This window comes from Ciceribacter lividus (assembly GCF_003337715.1).
Lineage (GTDB): Bacteria > Pseudomonadota > Alphaproteobacteria > Rhizobiales > Rhizobiaceae > Allorhizobium > Allorhizobium lividum.
This window is the reverse complement of record NZ_QPIX01000008.1, coordinates 239,163-254,693: the sequence shown is the minus strand read 5'-3', so window position 1 is coordinate 254,693 and position 15,531 is coordinate 239,163. Positions and strand designations below refer to the sequence as shown.

Below are 15,531 nucleotides of genomic sequence, written 5' to 3'. Positions count from 1 at the left end.
GCGACGTCATCTCCACCGGTACGCCCCCCGGCGTCGGAATGGGCATGAAGCCGCCCCGCTACCTCAGGGACGGCGACATCGTCGAACTCGGTATCCAGGGCCTCGGCGCACAAAAACAGACCTTCAGAGCCGATTGATGATTGGAAGAAAGACAGGGCGACTGCCATGACCAAGATAACCAGCCTGCGCAGCATCGACCTGCGTTTTCCCACCTCGCAGAGCCTCGACGGTTCGGACGCGATGAACCCGGATCCGGACTACTCGGCCGCCTATGTGGTGCTCGGCACCGACACGCCCGGTCTCGAAGGTCACGGCCTCACCTTCACGATCGGCCGCGGCAACGAGATCTGCTGCGCGGCGATCGATGCCCTGGAGCACCTCGTCGTCGGACTGGACCTAGACTGGGTGAAGGCCAATCCGGGCCGCTTCTGGCACTATCTCACCGGCGACAGCCAGTTGCGCTGGATCGGACCGGACAAGGGTGCAATGCATCTCGCCACCGGCGCGGTCGTCAACGCCGTCTGGGATCTCTGGGCCAAGGAGGCCGGCAAGCCAGTCTGGCAGCTCGTCGCCGACATGTCGCCGGAAGAGATCGTCTCGATCGTCGACTTCCGCTACCTGACCGACGCGCTGACGCCCGAAGAGGCTCTCGACATCCTCCGGAAGGCGGAGACCGGCAAGGCGGAACGCATCGCCCTCCTCGAGAAGGAAGGTTATCCCTGCTACACGACCTCGGCCGGCTGGCTCGGTTATTCCGACGAAAAGCTCCGCCGCCTCTGCCAGGAGGCCGTCGACGAGGGCTTCACCCACATCAAACTGAAGGTCGGTCGAGATCTCGAGGACGACAAGCGGCGTCTCAGGATCGCGCGCGAAGTGATCGGCGACGATCGCTTCATGATGATCGATGCCAACCAGGTCTGGGAAGTCGGACAGGCGATCGAATGGATGAAGGAGCTCGCGCCTTACAAGCCGTACTTCATCGAGGAACCGACGAGCCCCGACGATATCGCAGGCCACAAGAAGATCCGCGAGGCGATCGCGCCGATCAAGGTCGCGACCGGTGAGATGTGCCAGAACCGCATCGTCTTCAAGCAGATGATCGCGGGCGGCGCCATCGACATCGTCCAGATCGACAGCTGCCGGATGGGCGGACTGAACGAGGTGCTGGCGGTCCTGCTGATGGCGGCGAAGTACCAGCTGCCGGTCTGGCCGCACGCCGGCGGTGTCGGCCTCTGCGAATACGTCCAGCACCTCTCGATGATCGACTATCTCGTCGTCTCCGGCACCAAGGAAGGCCGCGTCATAGAGTATGTCGATCATCTCCACGAGCATTTCCTCGAACCCTGCCGGATCGAAAATGCGGCCTACATGCCGCCGAAGCTGCCCGGTTTCTCGATCGAGATGAAGGCCGAAACGCTCTCGCAATTCCGCTTCGGCGGCTGAACAGGCTTCAGGGGAGGCGGAGGACAGCCTCCGCCCCCTATGCCGTATCAGGCCAGGGCGTGAACGCGCAGCGAAGAAAGGAGAGTCTGTTTGGACGTGCTGAGATGGTCGGTCATTGCCGTCTGCGCGGCGGCCACATCCCGCGCCTTCAGTGCCGCAATCAGTCGCAGATGCTCGCCGATGGCCGCCTCGTTTCGCTGGCGTTCAAGCGTCTTGTCCCACTGGAAGTGGTAGTGGAAGATCAGCGCCACGATCTTCTGGAACTCCGCGGCAAAGCGGTTGCGGACCGCACTGCCAATCAGTGTGTGGAATTCTTCGTCCAGCAGCGAAAAGTCGTGGAAGCGTTCGTCGATTTCGGCAGCGAGTGCCCGGTGCTTCCGCTCGAGTTCGTCGAGCCGTGCCCAGATGGGATCTTCAGGCGGCAGACGCACCAGATGGGACACCGCATTCAGCTCCAGGATCATCCGGAATTCCGACAGTTCGATCGCGAACTCCGGCGTGAAACCGAGAAGTTGCCAGCCCCCTTTCGGTCTGCGCCGGACGAGACCAAACCGGCTGAGAGAAGCCAGGAACTCGTGCAGCATCTGGGGCGTGACGGAAAACTGCCGCCTCAGCTTCGCAACGTTCAGTGCCGTTCCCGGTGCAACGTCGAAGCGAAGAATCCAGTCGAGGAACTGCCGTTCGAGTTGCTGCTCGGTGATCTGGCCGGTCTGGACTTCCAGCCGGTCCTTGTCTCCCGGCGTTCTCAGGAGCTGCTTCTGCCTGCCGACCCAGGTGATGATCTTCGCGTCCTGCAGCTTTTCCAGAATGGCACGCACGACCGTGCGGCTGACGTCGAGCCGCTTCGCCAAGTCGTTTTCAGACGGCAGGTGATCGCCTGCGGTCATCGTCTTGCATAGATCGAGCGCTTCGTTGAACGCCTCTCGAAACCGTTCGTCAGTCCGCGCCATTCATGCTCCAGGTTGGGGCCGCATCATCACACGCCTGCAAGTGCCCGGTCGAGATGTGTATAGCCGCCGTCGACGAAGAGCCATTGCCCGGTGAGATGCAGGGCCTGCTGCGAGAGTGCAAAGACCGCCATGGCGGCGATTTCGCGGGCCTCCGTCATGCGCTGGCCGAGCGGAATGCGTGAGGTGATCTCCGCCAGCTTTTCCGACGGATTGTCAAAGGTCGCAATCCAGCGTTCGTAAAGCGGCGTCATCACCTCCGCGGGGAGGACTGCATTGACGCGGACACCATCGCCGGCAAACGCGGCGGCCCATTCGCGCGTCAGGCCGAGCTGTGCCGCTTTCGCCGCAACATAGGCGGATGTCCCGCCCTGGCCGGTCACGGCCGTCTTGGAACTGATGTTGACGATCGCACCCTTGGACTTGCGGAAATCATCAGCCAAGAGATGGACGAGCGTATAGTAATGAATCAGGTTCTTTTCGAGCGAGGCGCGGAAGGCTTCCGGCCCGGCCTCGATGCCGACGCCGTCGTTGATGCCGGCATTGTTGACGAGACCGTAGACGGTTCCGAAACGCTCCCGGGTCTCCTCGACCGCCTTGCGGCATTCTTCGTCCCGCGAAAGCTCGACCTCGACGAAGGTTGCCTTTTCGCCGAGAGAGGCGAACCACTGGGGGTCGGGAGCGCGTCGCGCGAAGATGACGGGGCGAGCCCCTTCTTCCGCCAGCATTTCGGTAATCGCCCCGCCGATCCCGGCCGCACCACCGGTAACGACGATGACTTTGCCTTCAAGTCCAAGATTCATGAGATATCTGCCACACTGGGAAACTGCCGGCCCGCACAGGCAGGCCGGCAGGTCCGGTTAGATCAATCGTAGAGAACGGCCGAGATTTCCGGGCTGTCCATGTTGGTCTTGTCGTACCAGTAGAAGCCGGTGTCGATCGTCTTCGGGAGGGTCTCTCCCTTGATCGCGGCGACGGCCGCCTTGACGGTCTCGTAGCCGATGCCGACCGGGTTCTGCGTGATGGCGCCGGCCATGACACCATCCTTGATCGCCTGCTTCTGCGCGGTACCGGAATCGTAACCGATCACGGTTATGCCCTTGGTGCCGGTTTCCTTGATGGCATTGACGATGCCGATCGCAGAGCCTTCATTCGCACCGAAGAAGCCCTTCAGGTCCGAGTTCGCCGCAAGGATTGCCTTGGCGATTTCGGTCGACTGCAGCTGGTCACCGCCGCCGTACTGGATGTCGACGATCTCGATGTTCGGATGCTTCGCCTTCATCTGGTTCACAAAGCCATCGCGACGGTCGATGCCGGTCCGCGAGGTCTGGTCATGGACCACCAGGGCGACCTTGCCGGCATCACCGATCAGCTCGGCCATCTTGTCGGCCGCGAGCGCTGCCGCTGCGACGTTGTCAGTCGTTGCCGTCGTGGCGGGAATGTCGCTGTCGACGCCGGAGTCGAATGCGATGACCGGGATCTTCGCATCCTGTGCCTGTTTCAGAAGCGGGATGGCAGCCTGAGTATCAAGTGCGGCAAAGCCGATCGCCTGCGGGTTCTTGGCGAGCGCGGCAGACAGCATGTCGATCTGCTTGTCGACCTGCGTTTCATTGTCGGGGCCTTCGAAGGTCACCTCGACGTTGAATTCGGCCGCGGCCTTGTCGGCACCCGCCTTCACGGCCTGCCAGAACTGGTGCTGGAAGCCCTTCGAAATCAGCGGAATGTAGGTCTTGTCCTGAGCATATGCCGCCCCTCCGGCACTCAAGATCGCGACTGCGCTCAGCGCTGCCATGATGCTACGTCTCGTAATCATTTCACTCCTCCATTTTTCGGCGATATGCCGTTGCTACGATTGAGACTGCCTTGCGGGACGTTGGCCGCCCTTCTCGGCAAAGGTTTTGCATGCTCCTCACATGCGTTGGCGGCGAACCATGTCGGCATAGACCGCCAATATGATGATCATCCCGGTCACGACCGTCTGCCATTCCTGTGCGACGGACAGGATCCGGAGCCCGTTCAAAAGGACGGACATGATGAAAGCGCCGATGATGGTGCCGAGGACCGAACCCCGCCCACCCGCAAGGGACGTTCCCCCGATGACGACGGCGGCGATGGCGTCGAGTTCGTAGCCGAGACCCAGCGCGGGTTGCGCGGAATTCAGCCGGGACGCGATGATCAGGCCGGCGATCCCGCAGATACCACCCGACAAGCTGTAAACGCAGACCTTCCAGAAATCGGTGTTCACGCCGGAAAGTCGGGCCGCCTCTTCGTTCGATCCCAGGGCGAACGTATAGCGGCCGAGAGCCGTGCGATTGAGGATGAACGCCACGAATACGGCGAGGACGAAAAGAACGAGCACGCCATTGGGGATCGGAAGGAACGGAACCACGGTGCCGATCAAGGAGCCCGTCGAGATCTGCGAGAAGCCCGGCGTTCCATTGAAGTAGATGGGCTTCGTTCCGGAGATGACCAGCGACAGGCCCTTCAGGATAAGCATCATGCCGAGCGTCGCGATGAAGGGCGGGATCTTCATGCGGGCGATGAGCGTCCCGGAGACGAACCCACAGAGAGCGCCCGTTCCGATCGCAGCGACGATGCCGAGCGGCAGCGGCATTCCGAGATAGGTCAGGACCACGCCGGCGATCACCGCCGTGAACGTCATCAATGTCCCGACGGAAAGATCGATGCCACCGGTTATGATCACCATCGTGACCGCCACGGCCAGCACCCCGTTGACGGAGGTGGCCTGGAGGATACCGATGAGGTTCGAGGTTTGCAGGAACTTGTCGGAGGCGAGGCTGAAGAAGATCAGCATCACGATCAGGCTGGCGGAAGCCAGAAGCTTCTGATGGACCCCGGATGATGCCTTCTTCTTTATTTCGTTTTGAACCGTCAGCGTCATGCCGCCTCTCCCCCCAACTCTCCCCGGCGCTGTGTAGCCAGGTGCATTATCTCTTCTTGTGTTGTCGCCTTTCCTCCGGGGAGGATGCCCGTCAGCCGTCCTTCGCACATCACCGCGATCCGGTGTGACAACCTGAGCACCTCGGGCAGCTCCGACGAGATGACGATGATCGCCTTGCCGTCGCGCGCAAGCGATTGCAGCAGTCGGTAGATTTCCGACTTCGCACCGATGTCGATGCCGCGCGTCGGTTCGTCGAAGATCAGGATATCGCAGTTGCGCAGGAGCCATTTTGCCAGAACGACTTTCTGCTGATTGCCTCCCGACAACAGCCGGACCTCCTGGCGTTCGGACGGTGTCCGGATGCTCAACTGCTTGATGTAGTCGCGCGTGACGCTGCCGAGTTTGGCGTCCGCGATGACGCCGAAGCCGTTTGAAAAGTGGGCGAGATTGGGCAATCCGACATTGGCGGTGACGTCGAGGCCGAGCGCCAGCCCGAGATGTTTGCGATCCTCGGAGAGATAGCCGATGCCGGCCGCCACCGCGTCCTTCGGACTGCTGATCGAGGCCGTCTTGCCGTGAACCACGATTTCCCCGGCATCTCTGCGGTCGGCGCCGAAGATCAGTCTGGCGACCTCGGTTCGTCCGGCTCCCATAAGGCCGGCAAAGCCGAGGATCTCGCCCGCCTTTACAGTGAAGCCAACGTCCCGGACCGCCTTGCCTCGCGAAAGCCCGCGGACCTCCAATGCGACCGGCGCATCGGATAGGTCGGGAATGTCCACCTCGGTATTTTCCAGTTCGCGCCCGACCATCATCGAGATGATCGTCGAAATCGGCGTGTCCGACGCCTTGACCGTGCCGACATAGGCACCGTCCCGCATCACCGTCACCCGATCCGCGATCTTCTTGATCTCGTCCATCTTGTGGCTGATGTAGACGATCCCCACGCCCTCCGACTTCAGCCTCTCGATGATCGTGAAGAGATCGTGGACCTCCTTGTCATTGAGCGCGGCGGTCGGCTCGTCCATGACGAGCACGCGAGACTTGTGGGAAAGGCTCTTGGCGATCTCGACCATCTGTTGCTGGGCGACCGACAAGGTCCGGACCTCGGCCCTGGGGTCGATGGAAATGTTCATTGCCGAGAATATGTCCTGCGCCGCCTGGTTGAGGGCGGCCTCGTCGAGACGCCAGAAGCTCTTGCGCGGTTCGCGGCCGATAAAGATGTTCTGGGCGACGGTCAGGTCGTTCATCAGGGCGAGCTCCTGATGGATCATTCCGATGCCGAGCGCCTGGGCGGCATGCGGACTGGGGATGGTGACCTCTTCTCCGGCAATACGGATCGTTCCCCCATCCGGCTGCCATATGCCGGACAGAACTTTCATCAGCGTCGACTTTCCCGCCCCATTCTCGCCCATCAGGGCGTGAACCTCACCGGCAAACAGGTCAAAGCTCACGCCCTTCAGCGCGTGAACACCGGGGAAACGCTTGTCAATCGCCTCGAGCTTGATGAGTTCATGCATGGCCCGACCTCCAGGCCGGCAAAGCGACCAGCGCCTTGATGAGCCCTGACCGGTCAGCGGCCAGCTCCGGCAGTCTTTTCGGCAGCTCGTCGAGGGACAGGACGGTCGAGACGAGTTTGCTGCCGTCGATCGCGCCCGAGGACAGCGCCTCCATCACATGCAGGAAGTCGGGCGTCTGTGCGTTCCGGCTGCCGACGAGTTTCATTTCGCGTTTGTGGAACTCGGCGTCGGAGAAGGTGAGATCACCCTTGACGACAGACACCAGCACATAGGTTCCGCCATGGGCGACGTGAAGAAAGCCCGCTTCCATCGCCTTGGGATTTCCGGTCGCATCGAAAACGACATCAAAACCGTCTTCGAGTTCTCCCACGAGGAGAGGCTGGTCGGCCAGATGAAGATGCGAGAAGCCTAGCGATCTCGCCGACCCGAGACGCTCTTCGCTCATGTCCATGATGTGGACTTCCGCGCCGGCCAGACGAGCAAAGAGGGCTGCCCCCAGGCCGATCGGTCCAGCTCCGGTAACGAGAACCCGGTCGCCGGAGGCGGCTTCGGAGCGCCGGACCGCATGGGCACCGATTGCAAGAAACTCGACGAGGGCTGCATCCCGTTCCGACAGCCTGGACGCGTCGTAGAGGTTGCTCGCCGGAACCGCGATCCGTTCGCACATCCCGCCGTCCCTGTGGACGCCGAGAACGCCGATCGACATGCAACAGTTCGGCTTGCCGCGCAGGCAGGCGCGACACTTGCCGCAGGCTATGTAAGGATTGATGGTGACGAGTTGGCCCTTCTTCCACCCCTCGGCATCCTCCGCGACATAGCCCGACAGTTCGTGGCCGATGACGCGCGGATACTCCAGGTACGGATGCTTGCCCTCAAAGATGTGATAGTCCGTGCCGCAAAGGCCTGCGGCGGCGAGGTCTACGAGAACCCACCCCTCAGGCGCGGCGACCGGCAGATCTCGTTCAAGCAGACGAAACTCGCCCGGTTCCACGCACACGCCGCTCACCATGCGACGGACCGATGTCGATTGACTGCTCATTTGTCCTCCCAGACAGTATGTTTTTTATGATTATAGACATTTCGCGATCGGCGCAAATGTTTTTTATTTTTTTGAGCAGACCGACGCTGGCACGGTGGAACGATGCGGCGAACGGTTCAGGCGGGACGGTCCACCCCGCCAAGAGGTCGCTGCTAACCAGTTCAGCCGGGCCAGCTTCGCGGGAGGATCCGTACCGCCCGGAGGATCTGCGCCTCGTCCAGCGCCGCATAGCCGAGGCGAAGGCGGCGAACCCCGACCTCATCTATCTTTGCGGCCCGATAATGGGCGATGCCGGTCCCGGTCTCTATGTACCCGAGACCATTGTCGACGTGATGCGCGAGCGACTGCTGCCGATGGCCGACATCGCCACACCGAACCCGTTCGAGCTCACCTGGCTGACCGGCCGAGAGATCGCGACACCCGCGGACCTGAAAACCGCAAGGCAGGTCCTGCACATCGCGACGGAAGCTCGACTGATCGCCACCGGCTGCACTCTGGAGGACACACTCGACAGCCATATCGAAAGCGCCATCCTCGGCCCCGGCGGCATCAGCCGTCACCCGACGGTACATCTGCCGATCGCATTGCCCGGTACCAGCGACCTATTCGCCGGCATGATCGTCGCGGGACTGGGGCACGGGTTCGCCCTGACCCACGCGGTCGAAACGGCCCAGACGCTAACCTCCCGCGCGCCGAGCCGTGCGGGCAAGCCGGAATAACAGGCCCGAAAACCCTGCTGCCAGGAGCCCTGCTGATAAAGTGCGAACTCCTCCCCCGTACTCGTGTTGGCCGGATGGTCAACGGCGGGCTCATGATATACGACGCCTTGCCCCCACCGACTGGTTTTAGATGACGCCGCGCGCCGCCAGCTGATTATCGAAGTCGTGCCCTCGGCTGAGCGCAACGTCGCATATGCCTGCGGATACCGTTTGGCTTGCGGCCTGGCGCAGCCTGTGCGGCTGATTGTCAAAATATCGGGGAAACCGCACGGCCCGTCGTCCAAGAATAACGAACGATAATGTGCCTTACTCGGGGAATCTGCCTGTCGGCGCCAGGATCAACCTAAGTCCCTGTCATCGCAGCCCGCCGCAAGCCACGAAATGATCCCTCTTTTCGCGTGCCACCGCAAGAGCAGACTAGCCTCAACCTGGCTTTTCCCGGAGCACCGTCACGCTGAGCACATCGAATACAACCCGATCCTCCAGATCCCGACGAGCATCGTCGCGGCGGACGGGCAAGATCGCCAACGGGCTTGCCCCCTCGGGGGACCGGCGCCATCCAGAACCTGTTTGGAGCGCGTTCGCTGCCGAACGGTGCCGGTAGAACCCCTCGCTTATCCTTGCGGAACAGGGCCGGCAACACGGCTGGAAAAACGCGATCAAATCGCCAGAATGAGCGCGAGCCGCCGACCGAGTCGCACCGGATGAGTCGGGTGAGTCGCAACGGTTCAGTCCGCCCGGGCCATCATATCGCAGCAGGAGCAGGCCCGGCGGCTATCGGAAACCGGCCATACTATAGAGCCTCGCCGCCGGCGAGCTATTCTCGTAAGCGATGGAAACACATGCGGAATCCGTCGTTTTCGCATCGTCGCCCCGCCGTGTTGGCAATCGCGTCGACCAGCTCATATTGCGGCCTGCCTTGTCTCTTGCAGAGAATCGCGGATAATAACGGTTACGAGGCTAGAATTGCCTGAATACCGTTATTTGAGAGCAAGCGCATAATGAGCACCAACCCTTCATTGGCTGTCGACGACTCCCTGCACTTCGAGGATCTCATCCTCGAACAGGGCGACCTGATTTCCAAGAAACTGCACCTGCTCAGCGTGCAGCGTTTTCCGCCCAATGCGCGCAAGAACCTCCGCTCGTTTTCGCTCGCAGAGGTCGCCAACTATATCGGCGTCTCGCAGAGTACGCTGAAGAAGCTCCATCTGGAGGGCAAAGGCCCCCTCCCCCAGACCTCGTCTTCGGGGCGCCGTTCCTATACGGCCGAGCAGATGATGGAGCTCCGCTACTATCTGGATCAACACGGACGGTCGGAATCCAAGAACTACGTCCCGCATCGCCGTGCGGGAGAACGGCTGCAAGTGATCGCGGTCGTCAACTTCAAGGGCGGTTCGGGCAAGACCACGACTGCCGCACACCTTGCGCAGTATCTCGCACTAACCGGCCACCGCGTGCTCGCGGTCGACCTCGACCCGCAGGCATCGCTCTCTTCGCTCCACGGTTTCCAGCCCGAGCTCGACCAGATGCCGTCGCTTTACGAAGCGATCCGCTACGACGACGAAAAGCGCTCGATTGCCGAGATCATTCAGCCGACCAACTTCCCGGGTCTCGATATCGTGCCGGCCAATCTCGAACTGCAGGAGTTCGAGTACGATACGCCGCTTGCGATGTCGAACCGTTCGTCGAACGAGGGAAAGACCTTCTTTACGCGCATCTCGCGGGCGCTGTCGGAAGTCGATGACCGCTACGATGTCGTCGTCATCGATTGCCCGCCTCAGCTCGGCTATCTGACGATCACGGCACTCACGGCCGCAACGAGCGTCCTGATCACCATTCATCCGCAGATGCTCGACGTCATGTCGATGGGACAGTTTCTGCTGATGCTCGGTGGAATCCTGAAGCCCATCCGCGACGCCGGTGCCGAGGTCAATCTCGAATGGTACCGCTACCTGATCACCCGCTATGAGCCGATGGATGTTCCACAGGCCCAAATGGTCGGATTCATGCAGACCCTCTTCCACCAATATGTGCTGAAGAACCATATGCTGAAGTCCACGGCGGTGTCCGATGCCGGAATCACCAAGCAGACGCTCTACGAAATCGACAAGAATCAGATGACCCGTTCCACTTATGAAAGGGCGATGGAATCGCTCGAAGGGGTGAACAGCGAAATCTGCGATCTGATCCACAAATCGTGGGGACGCTGAGTTGTCAGCCGACAAAAACAAGGTTTTCGCGTTTGTTTTCAGAGTGATGCGCGAGAAGCGGAGAGAATAGATGGCACGCAAGAATCTTTTGGCTGGACTGGTTGCGCCCGAGAGCGCGCCAAGCCCGCAATCTGCCAACACCGCCTACCCCATGCGCGGTGCGTCCAAGAACATGATCCGGTCGCTGGACGAGTTGGCAAAACAGGCCGACAAGTTCCTGGAAGGGGAAGCCGTTGTCGAGATCGATCCCAAGCTGATCGAGGGATCCTTCGTCTCCGACCGCCTCGAGGATGCGTCCGAACAGTTCGAGGAACTGAAGCAGGCGATTGCGGAGCGGGGACAGGATACGCCTGTTCTTCTGCGGCCGCACCCTACCCTCTCCGGTCACTACCAGGTGGTCTTCGGCCATCGTCGTGTGCGCGCAGCCCGCGAGCTCAGCCGTCCCGTCAGGGCCGTCATCAAGCAACTGGACGACAAGTCCCACGTCATCGCCCAGGGTCAGGAGAACTCGGCCCGGGCGAATTTGACGTTCATCGAGCGTGCGCTCTTTGCGCGCCGCCTCTTCGATCTCGGCTACGACCGCAGCGTCATCTGCTCGGCGCTGGCGGCCAATCAGGCGACCGTATCGAAAATGATGTCTGTCACCGATCGCATCCCGGCCGATGTTGTCGAGCGTATTGGCCCTGCCCCGTCCGTCGGACGCGAGCGCTGGGTCGAACTCTCGCTTCTGGTCGGGAAGGCATCGAACGGCGAGAAGGTGCAAGCCCTGACGCAGGACGCAGACTTCGCGAAGCTCGACAGTGATGAACGGTTCAACGCCCTGTTTTCGGCCCTCAACCGCTCCGGCAAAGCCGTCAAGAAGACGGAGATGCCCGCCGCGAAGCTGCTCTGGCAGCCGTCCGACAAGGGTGTTTCTGCGCAGATATCGAATACCGGCAAAGCGTTCACGCTCGCGATGAAGGCGAAGAACGCTTCGCGCTTCGGCAAGTACCTGTCGGATAACCTGGACCGGTTCTATGCCGAGTTCATGGACGAAATGACGAACGAAGGAGATTAGCGCGCAAAAGAAAAAGGCCCCCAAACGTTGCCGTCGTGGAAGCCCTTCTCAGGTGTAGCAAGCTGAGATTCTCATTTCCACGATTCATAGTCAAGAGTCTTTGGCACCGATTTTGGTGAGCGGACGTCTTTTGCCTGATCAAAGGTGAAAGAAGTGGAACGTGGAAGTGTGACGACGCCTTTCGGGCGGCGGCCGATGACGCTTGCCTTGCTCAAAGGCCAACTCGATATAGCAAGATCTTCAAACCAGAATGCAGTCGACAAGTGGCATGTCTTTCGTGACATCAGCGAGGCACGCGCCTTGCTGGGTCTCGGCGACAGAGCGCTCGCGGTTCTCCATGCGCTGCTTTCCTTTTACCCCGAGCAACAGCTCAGCGAGGGCGGACGCCTCGTCGTCTTCCCTTCGAATGCCCAGCTGAGCATCAGGGCCCACGGCATCGCCGGTTCCACGCTGCGCCGGCATCTCGCTGCCCTTGTCGATGCAGGGATCGTCATCCGCAAGGACAGCCCGAATGGGAAGCGCTTCGCCCGAAAGGACAGAAGCGGTGCAATCGAGCAGGCCTACGGCTTCAGCCTCGCGCCGCTCGTCGCCAGGGCAGAGGAGTTCGCGCGAATGGCCCAACGCGTCGTCGCGGAACGCCAGCGCCTCCGTCTCTTGCGGGAGCGGTTTTCGCTCGCACGCAGGGACATCGCCAAATTGATGTCCGCCGCCATTGCTGCTGGAACTCCCGGTGATTGGCAAACGCTCGAGCAGCGTTATCTGGAGCTCTCCACCGTGATCGGACGTGCTTCCCCCGCTCCAGAACTGGAGGCCGCGGTTCATGCTCTCGACGAATTTCGCACCTATCTCGTCAAACTGCTGGAAATCCATCTGAATTCCGAAAATTCGAGCACCAATGACCGCCAGAATGAGCACCACATAGAGAATCCAGAATCCGATTCCATCAATGAATCTGAACGGGCTCTGGAAACGCTGCCTGGAGAAGAATCGCCAAGTCACTTGACCGAGCTTCAAACTCGACAAACCATCTTTCCCCTCGGTCTGGTGCTCAGGGCCTGCCCCGATATCACGATGTACGGCCCGGGAGGCACGATCGGCAGCTGGCGGGATCTCATATCAGCAGCAATCGTTGTCCGATCCATGCTCGGCGTCAGTCCCTCAGCCTATCAAGAAGCCTGCGAGGCTATGGGACCGGAAAATGCCGCAACCGTCATGGCCTGCATCCTCGAACGCACCGGGCATATCAATACCGCCGGCGGCTATCTCAGGGACCTGACCGCGAAAGCACGTCGTGGCGTCTTTTCGGTCGGCCCGATGCTGTCAGCACTTATGAAAGCGAGGGGTGATGCCCAATTGCACGGCGGATCACATGTCTCCGGCGCGAGACGACCGAACGAGGGGGTCAGGTCCAGCGCTGTCGGATCGATTGGAGATCACTGACCAGCGGAAAGGCGGCAAAGAGCATGAGCGGCAACGCGAGAACCATCGCCGCAGGAATGCCGAACGTCTTGAAGAGCACTGCGCCGCAGATGCCGCCGATGAAAAAGAGGCTGATCAGGGTGGAAAGCAGGCCGAGTTTGTCGCGGTCTGCCATCACCGGGGGACGACCAAGGACGGTCGGGCTGTTTCGATAGAAGAGCTTGCCGATCTCAATCCCGACGTCCGTCACGAGACCGGTCACGTGGGTTGTTCGGATACGTGCACCGGAGAGCTTGGTGATCATGGCGTTCTGTAGACCCATGATGAAGCAGAGGAGGGCGACGGTAACGGCTGTCAGAACTCCGTCCAGCAGACCTGAAAGCCCGAAGGCGGCCATGGCCACAGCTTCGAAGGCGAGCGGCAAGGCATACTGGGAGTGAAGATCCTTGCGCTTTGCCCAGTTGATCAGGATTGCCGACGTGGCGGCGCCGAAAATGAAGGCCAGGAGCGCGGAGACGCCGCCGAGAAATAGCCCTACGTTTCCGAGAACGAGGTTGTCGGCCATCGACGAAACCATGCCGGACATGTGCGACGTGTATTGCTGGACGGCCATGAAGCCGCCGGCATTGGCCGCGCCCGCAACAAAGGTCAGATAGAAAGCGAGATGGCGGTCACTGGCTTCGGTCCGGTGACGATCGGCGAGACTTCTTATGTAGGCTTGCATGGAGTTGAACTGCGGCGGGCTCGAGGGACAGATGAGAAGCTATTGGCCAGCTGCAAGACTTGCAAGCGCTACCATCCGCGTAGATGGGGTGTCCGGCAAGAGCAGGGAAGGGCTTTCGACGACTGCGACCACCGATCGCACCGTCAGGCTAGATAGGCGTAGTACGCCCAGATGAGAGCAAAGGCCAGACAGATGCCGGCAGACAACAAGGCCCTCCGGGCAAACGGCTGCAGCTTCTTCTTTTCCTTCGGCTTCGGCGGTCGTTTGAACTCGATGACGTTGGACATGGCCATTCCTTCATTGACGCTTCGTTTGGGCGAGCGATCCCCTATACCCCAAAAGGGTTTACGATTGCTGGTGTGAACAGTCACAGTCAGCCTCACCGACCTTCGACATCAGCGACAAATCTCCTCCGCTGCCACGTTCCGACGAGAGGGCGTGGTGACCGCCGCGTCGCTCGTGGCAGATCAGTTCGGCATAAGCATGGCCAATGTGCGGTCGTCGTCAGCTGCTTCCGGACGTCACCTTCACGTGTAGTGAGCGGCTCGAAAACCGGTCGGCCGTTGGTGCTTCCACACGATCGCCTCGCAAGCCCGCGGCCAACGCGGCGCGTTTGACAAGGCGTGCGACCTCCTGGTCGTGCAGGCGAGCCTTGCCGACTGTCTTGCCGCCACGGAGAACTCGGCGGAAAATTGGTCCTTTCGTGATCCTGCCGAGCCGGATCCAGGCCTCGAGGGCCGCCACCGCACAGGACAACTCGTTCGGCTGTCGCGCGATCTCTACTTCGCGCTGGCCGGTTCTGCCGTACAAGCTAACCATCAGTCCGCGGGGCCCAAGAGCGATCCAGCCACGGGCGTCTTCGCTCTCGTCCGGTCCGGCATCCAGCCCAGTGATCTCGCTCCTGGTGAGCCGACCGGCAAAGCCGAGGAGCAGGATCGCTCTGTCGCGCAATCCTTTGAGGCTTCCGCGGTCGAGCGTCTCCAACATCAATGCAAGATCGGCCGTCGCCAGTGCCTGTTTGCGCGGCGCGGATGAGCCGGCGGCGCTGCGGGCATCGGCGAGCGCCTCGGTGATCACCTGATCCTGGCGGGTAAGCGCGAACCCGCGTCGTGCGTAGTTCCATGAGAGCGAGGAGAGCCTCCGCTCGATCGTCGAAATCGAATTGGGCCTGCCGTCTGCGCGCCCAGCGCCGGAAGCGCAGGCGCGGATGTAGCGGGCGACAACCTGCGGATCGGCGGGGAGGGGAGAAAGGCCCTCCCGGCGACACCACGCGGCAAAATGCTTCCAGTCGGATGCGTAGGCGCGACGCGTGTGGGAGGACGTCTGATCGCTGAGGCCGCTCGGCATGGCAGCCGACCCCGTGGCCCGTGAGGTCGCATTCGGATCAAATGCCGAGGCATTCCGTAGATCTGCGTGCTCGGTTGGCCTATGTTTCTTCGCGCTGGTGTCTTTGTCAGGCATTTTTGCTGTCATCGGTCTCCGTTGACATGACGATATATCCGTCATGACGGACGAACAAGTAACAGCACCAGATTATCGTTCGTAAATAGGCGA

At 61.1% G+C, this 15,531-nt stretch carries 15 protein-coding genes; 6 read left to right on the top strand and 9 right to left on the bottom strand.

The genetic code is table 11. The features are described 5' to 3' along the window. Together DFR48_RS15735 and DFR48_RS15730 are read left to right on the top strand one after the other, a co-directional pair. On the top strand, positions 1-137 hold a 137-nt coding region (locus DFR48_RS15735; protein ID WP_147273552.1), incomplete at its 5' end, for a fumarylacetoacetate hydrolase family protein. Positions 138-165: 28 nt separating this feature from the next. Continuing rightward, complete coding sequence (locus DFR48_RS15730) at positions 166-1,443, top strand: L-fuconate dehydratase (protein WP_114364162.1); 1,278 nt, start codon at positions 166-168, stop codon at positions 1,441-1,443. A 47-nt stretch (positions 1,444-1,490) separates the two neighbouring features. Here DFR48_RS15730 and DFR48_RS15725 read toward each other — a convergent pair whose 3' ends face one another. The 6 genes from DFR48_RS15725 to DFR48_RS15700 form a co-directional block, all read right to left on the bottom strand. Next, on the bottom strand, positions 1,491-2,393 hold the full coding sequence (locus DFR48_RS15725; protein WP_114364161.1) for a GntR family transcriptional regulator: 903 nt from the start codon (positions 2,391-2,393) through the stop codon (positions 1,491-1,493). A 26-nt stretch (positions 2,394-2,419) separates the two neighbouring features. Further along, positions 2,420-3,193 carry an L-fucose dehydrogenase gene (locus DFR48_RS15720; RefSeq protein WP_114364159.1) on the bottom strand — a complete coding sequence of 258 codons (774 nt, stop codon included), beginning with the start codon at positions 3,191-3,193 and terminating at the stop codon, positions 2,420-2,422. 62 nt (positions 3,194-3,255) lie between these two features. Then, a complete protein-coding gene (locus tag DFR48_RS15715) occupies positions 3,256-4,203 on the bottom strand; it encodes an ABC transporter substrate-binding protein (protein ID WP_114364158.1) in 948 nt (315 codons plus the stop codon). A 96-nt stretch (positions 4,204-4,299) separates the two neighbouring features. Further along, positions 4,300-5,292: an ABC transporter permease gene (locus DFR48_RS15710; protein ID WP_114364156.1), complete on the bottom strand. Its 993-nt coding sequence runs from the start codon at positions 5,290-5,292 to the stop codon at positions 4,300-4,302. Beyond that, positions 5,289-6,809: a sugar ABC transporter ATP-binding protein gene (locus tag DFR48_RS15705; protein ID WP_114364154.1), complete on the bottom strand. Its 1,521-nt coding sequence runs from the start codon at positions 6,807-6,809 to the stop codon at positions 5,289-5,291. Before DFR48_RS15705 ends, DFR48_RS15710 begins: the two co-directional genes overlap by 4 nt. Then, positions 6,802-7,818 carry a zinc-binding alcohol dehydrogenase family protein gene (locus tag DFR48_RS15700; protein ID WP_114364152.1) on the bottom strand — a complete coding sequence of 339 codons (1,017 nt, stop codon included), beginning with the start codon at positions 7,816-7,818 and terminating at the stop codon, positions 6,802-6,804. Before DFR48_RS15700 ends, DFR48_RS15705 begins: the two co-directional genes overlap by 8 nt. 86 nt (positions 7,819-7,904) lie before the next feature. Between DFR48_RS15700 and DFR48_RS15695 the strand changes: the two genes are divergently transcribed. From DFR48_RS15695 to repC, 4 genes are all read left to right on the top strand, one after another. Beyond that, on the top strand, positions 7,905-8,567 hold the full coding sequence (locus DFR48_RS15695) for a bifunctional hydroxymethylpyrimidine kinase/phosphomethylpyrimidine kinase (RefSeq protein ID WP_245415629.1): 663 nt from the start codon (positions 7,905-7,907) through the stop codon (positions 8,565-8,567). Positions 8,568-9,568: 1,001 nt separating this feature from the next. After that, positions 9,569-10,777, top strand: coding sequence for a plasmid partitioning protein RepA (repA, locus tag DFR48_RS15690; RefSeq protein WP_114364149.1), 1,209 nt, complete (start codon positions 9,569-9,571; stop codon positions 10,775-10,777). Positions 10,778-10,847: 70 nt separating this feature from the next. Next, complete coding sequence (repB, locus tag DFR48_RS15685) at positions 10,848-11,834, top strand: plasmid partitioning protein RepB (RefSeq protein WP_114364147.1); 987 nt, start codon at positions 10,848-10,850, stop codon at positions 11,832-11,834. 168 nt (positions 11,835-12,002) lie between these two features. Continuing rightward, positions 12,003-13,274: a plasmid replication protein RepC gene (gene repC, locus DFR48_RS15680; RefSeq protein ID WP_425359258.1), complete on the top strand. Its 1,272-nt coding sequence runs from the start codon at positions 12,003-12,005 to the stop codon at positions 13,272-13,274. Here the strand turns inward: repC and DFR48_RS15675 are convergent. From DFR48_RS15675 to DFR48_RS15670, 3 genes are all read right to left on the bottom strand, one after another. Continuing rightward, entirely contained in the window at positions 13,237-13,977 is a 741-nt protein-coding gene (locus tag DFR48_RS15675; protein WP_114364143.1) for a YoaK family protein, read from the bottom strand. The genes repC and DFR48_RS15675 overlap by 38 nt on opposite strands. A 143-nt stretch (positions 13,978-14,120) precedes the next feature. Continuing rightward, positions 14,121-14,264, bottom strand: a complete 144-nt coding sequence (locus DFR48_RS22000; protein WP_170141902.1) for a hypothetical protein — start codon at positions 14,262-14,264, stop codon at positions 14,121-14,123. 217 nt (positions 14,265-14,481) lie between these two features. Continuing rightward, positions 14,482-15,450: a site-specific integrase gene (locus DFR48_RS15670; RefSeq protein WP_170141901.1), complete on the bottom strand. Its 969-nt coding sequence runs from the start codon at positions 15,448-15,450 to the stop codon at positions 14,482-14,484. Between the last annotated feature and the right edge of the window lie 81 nt (positions 15,451-15,531).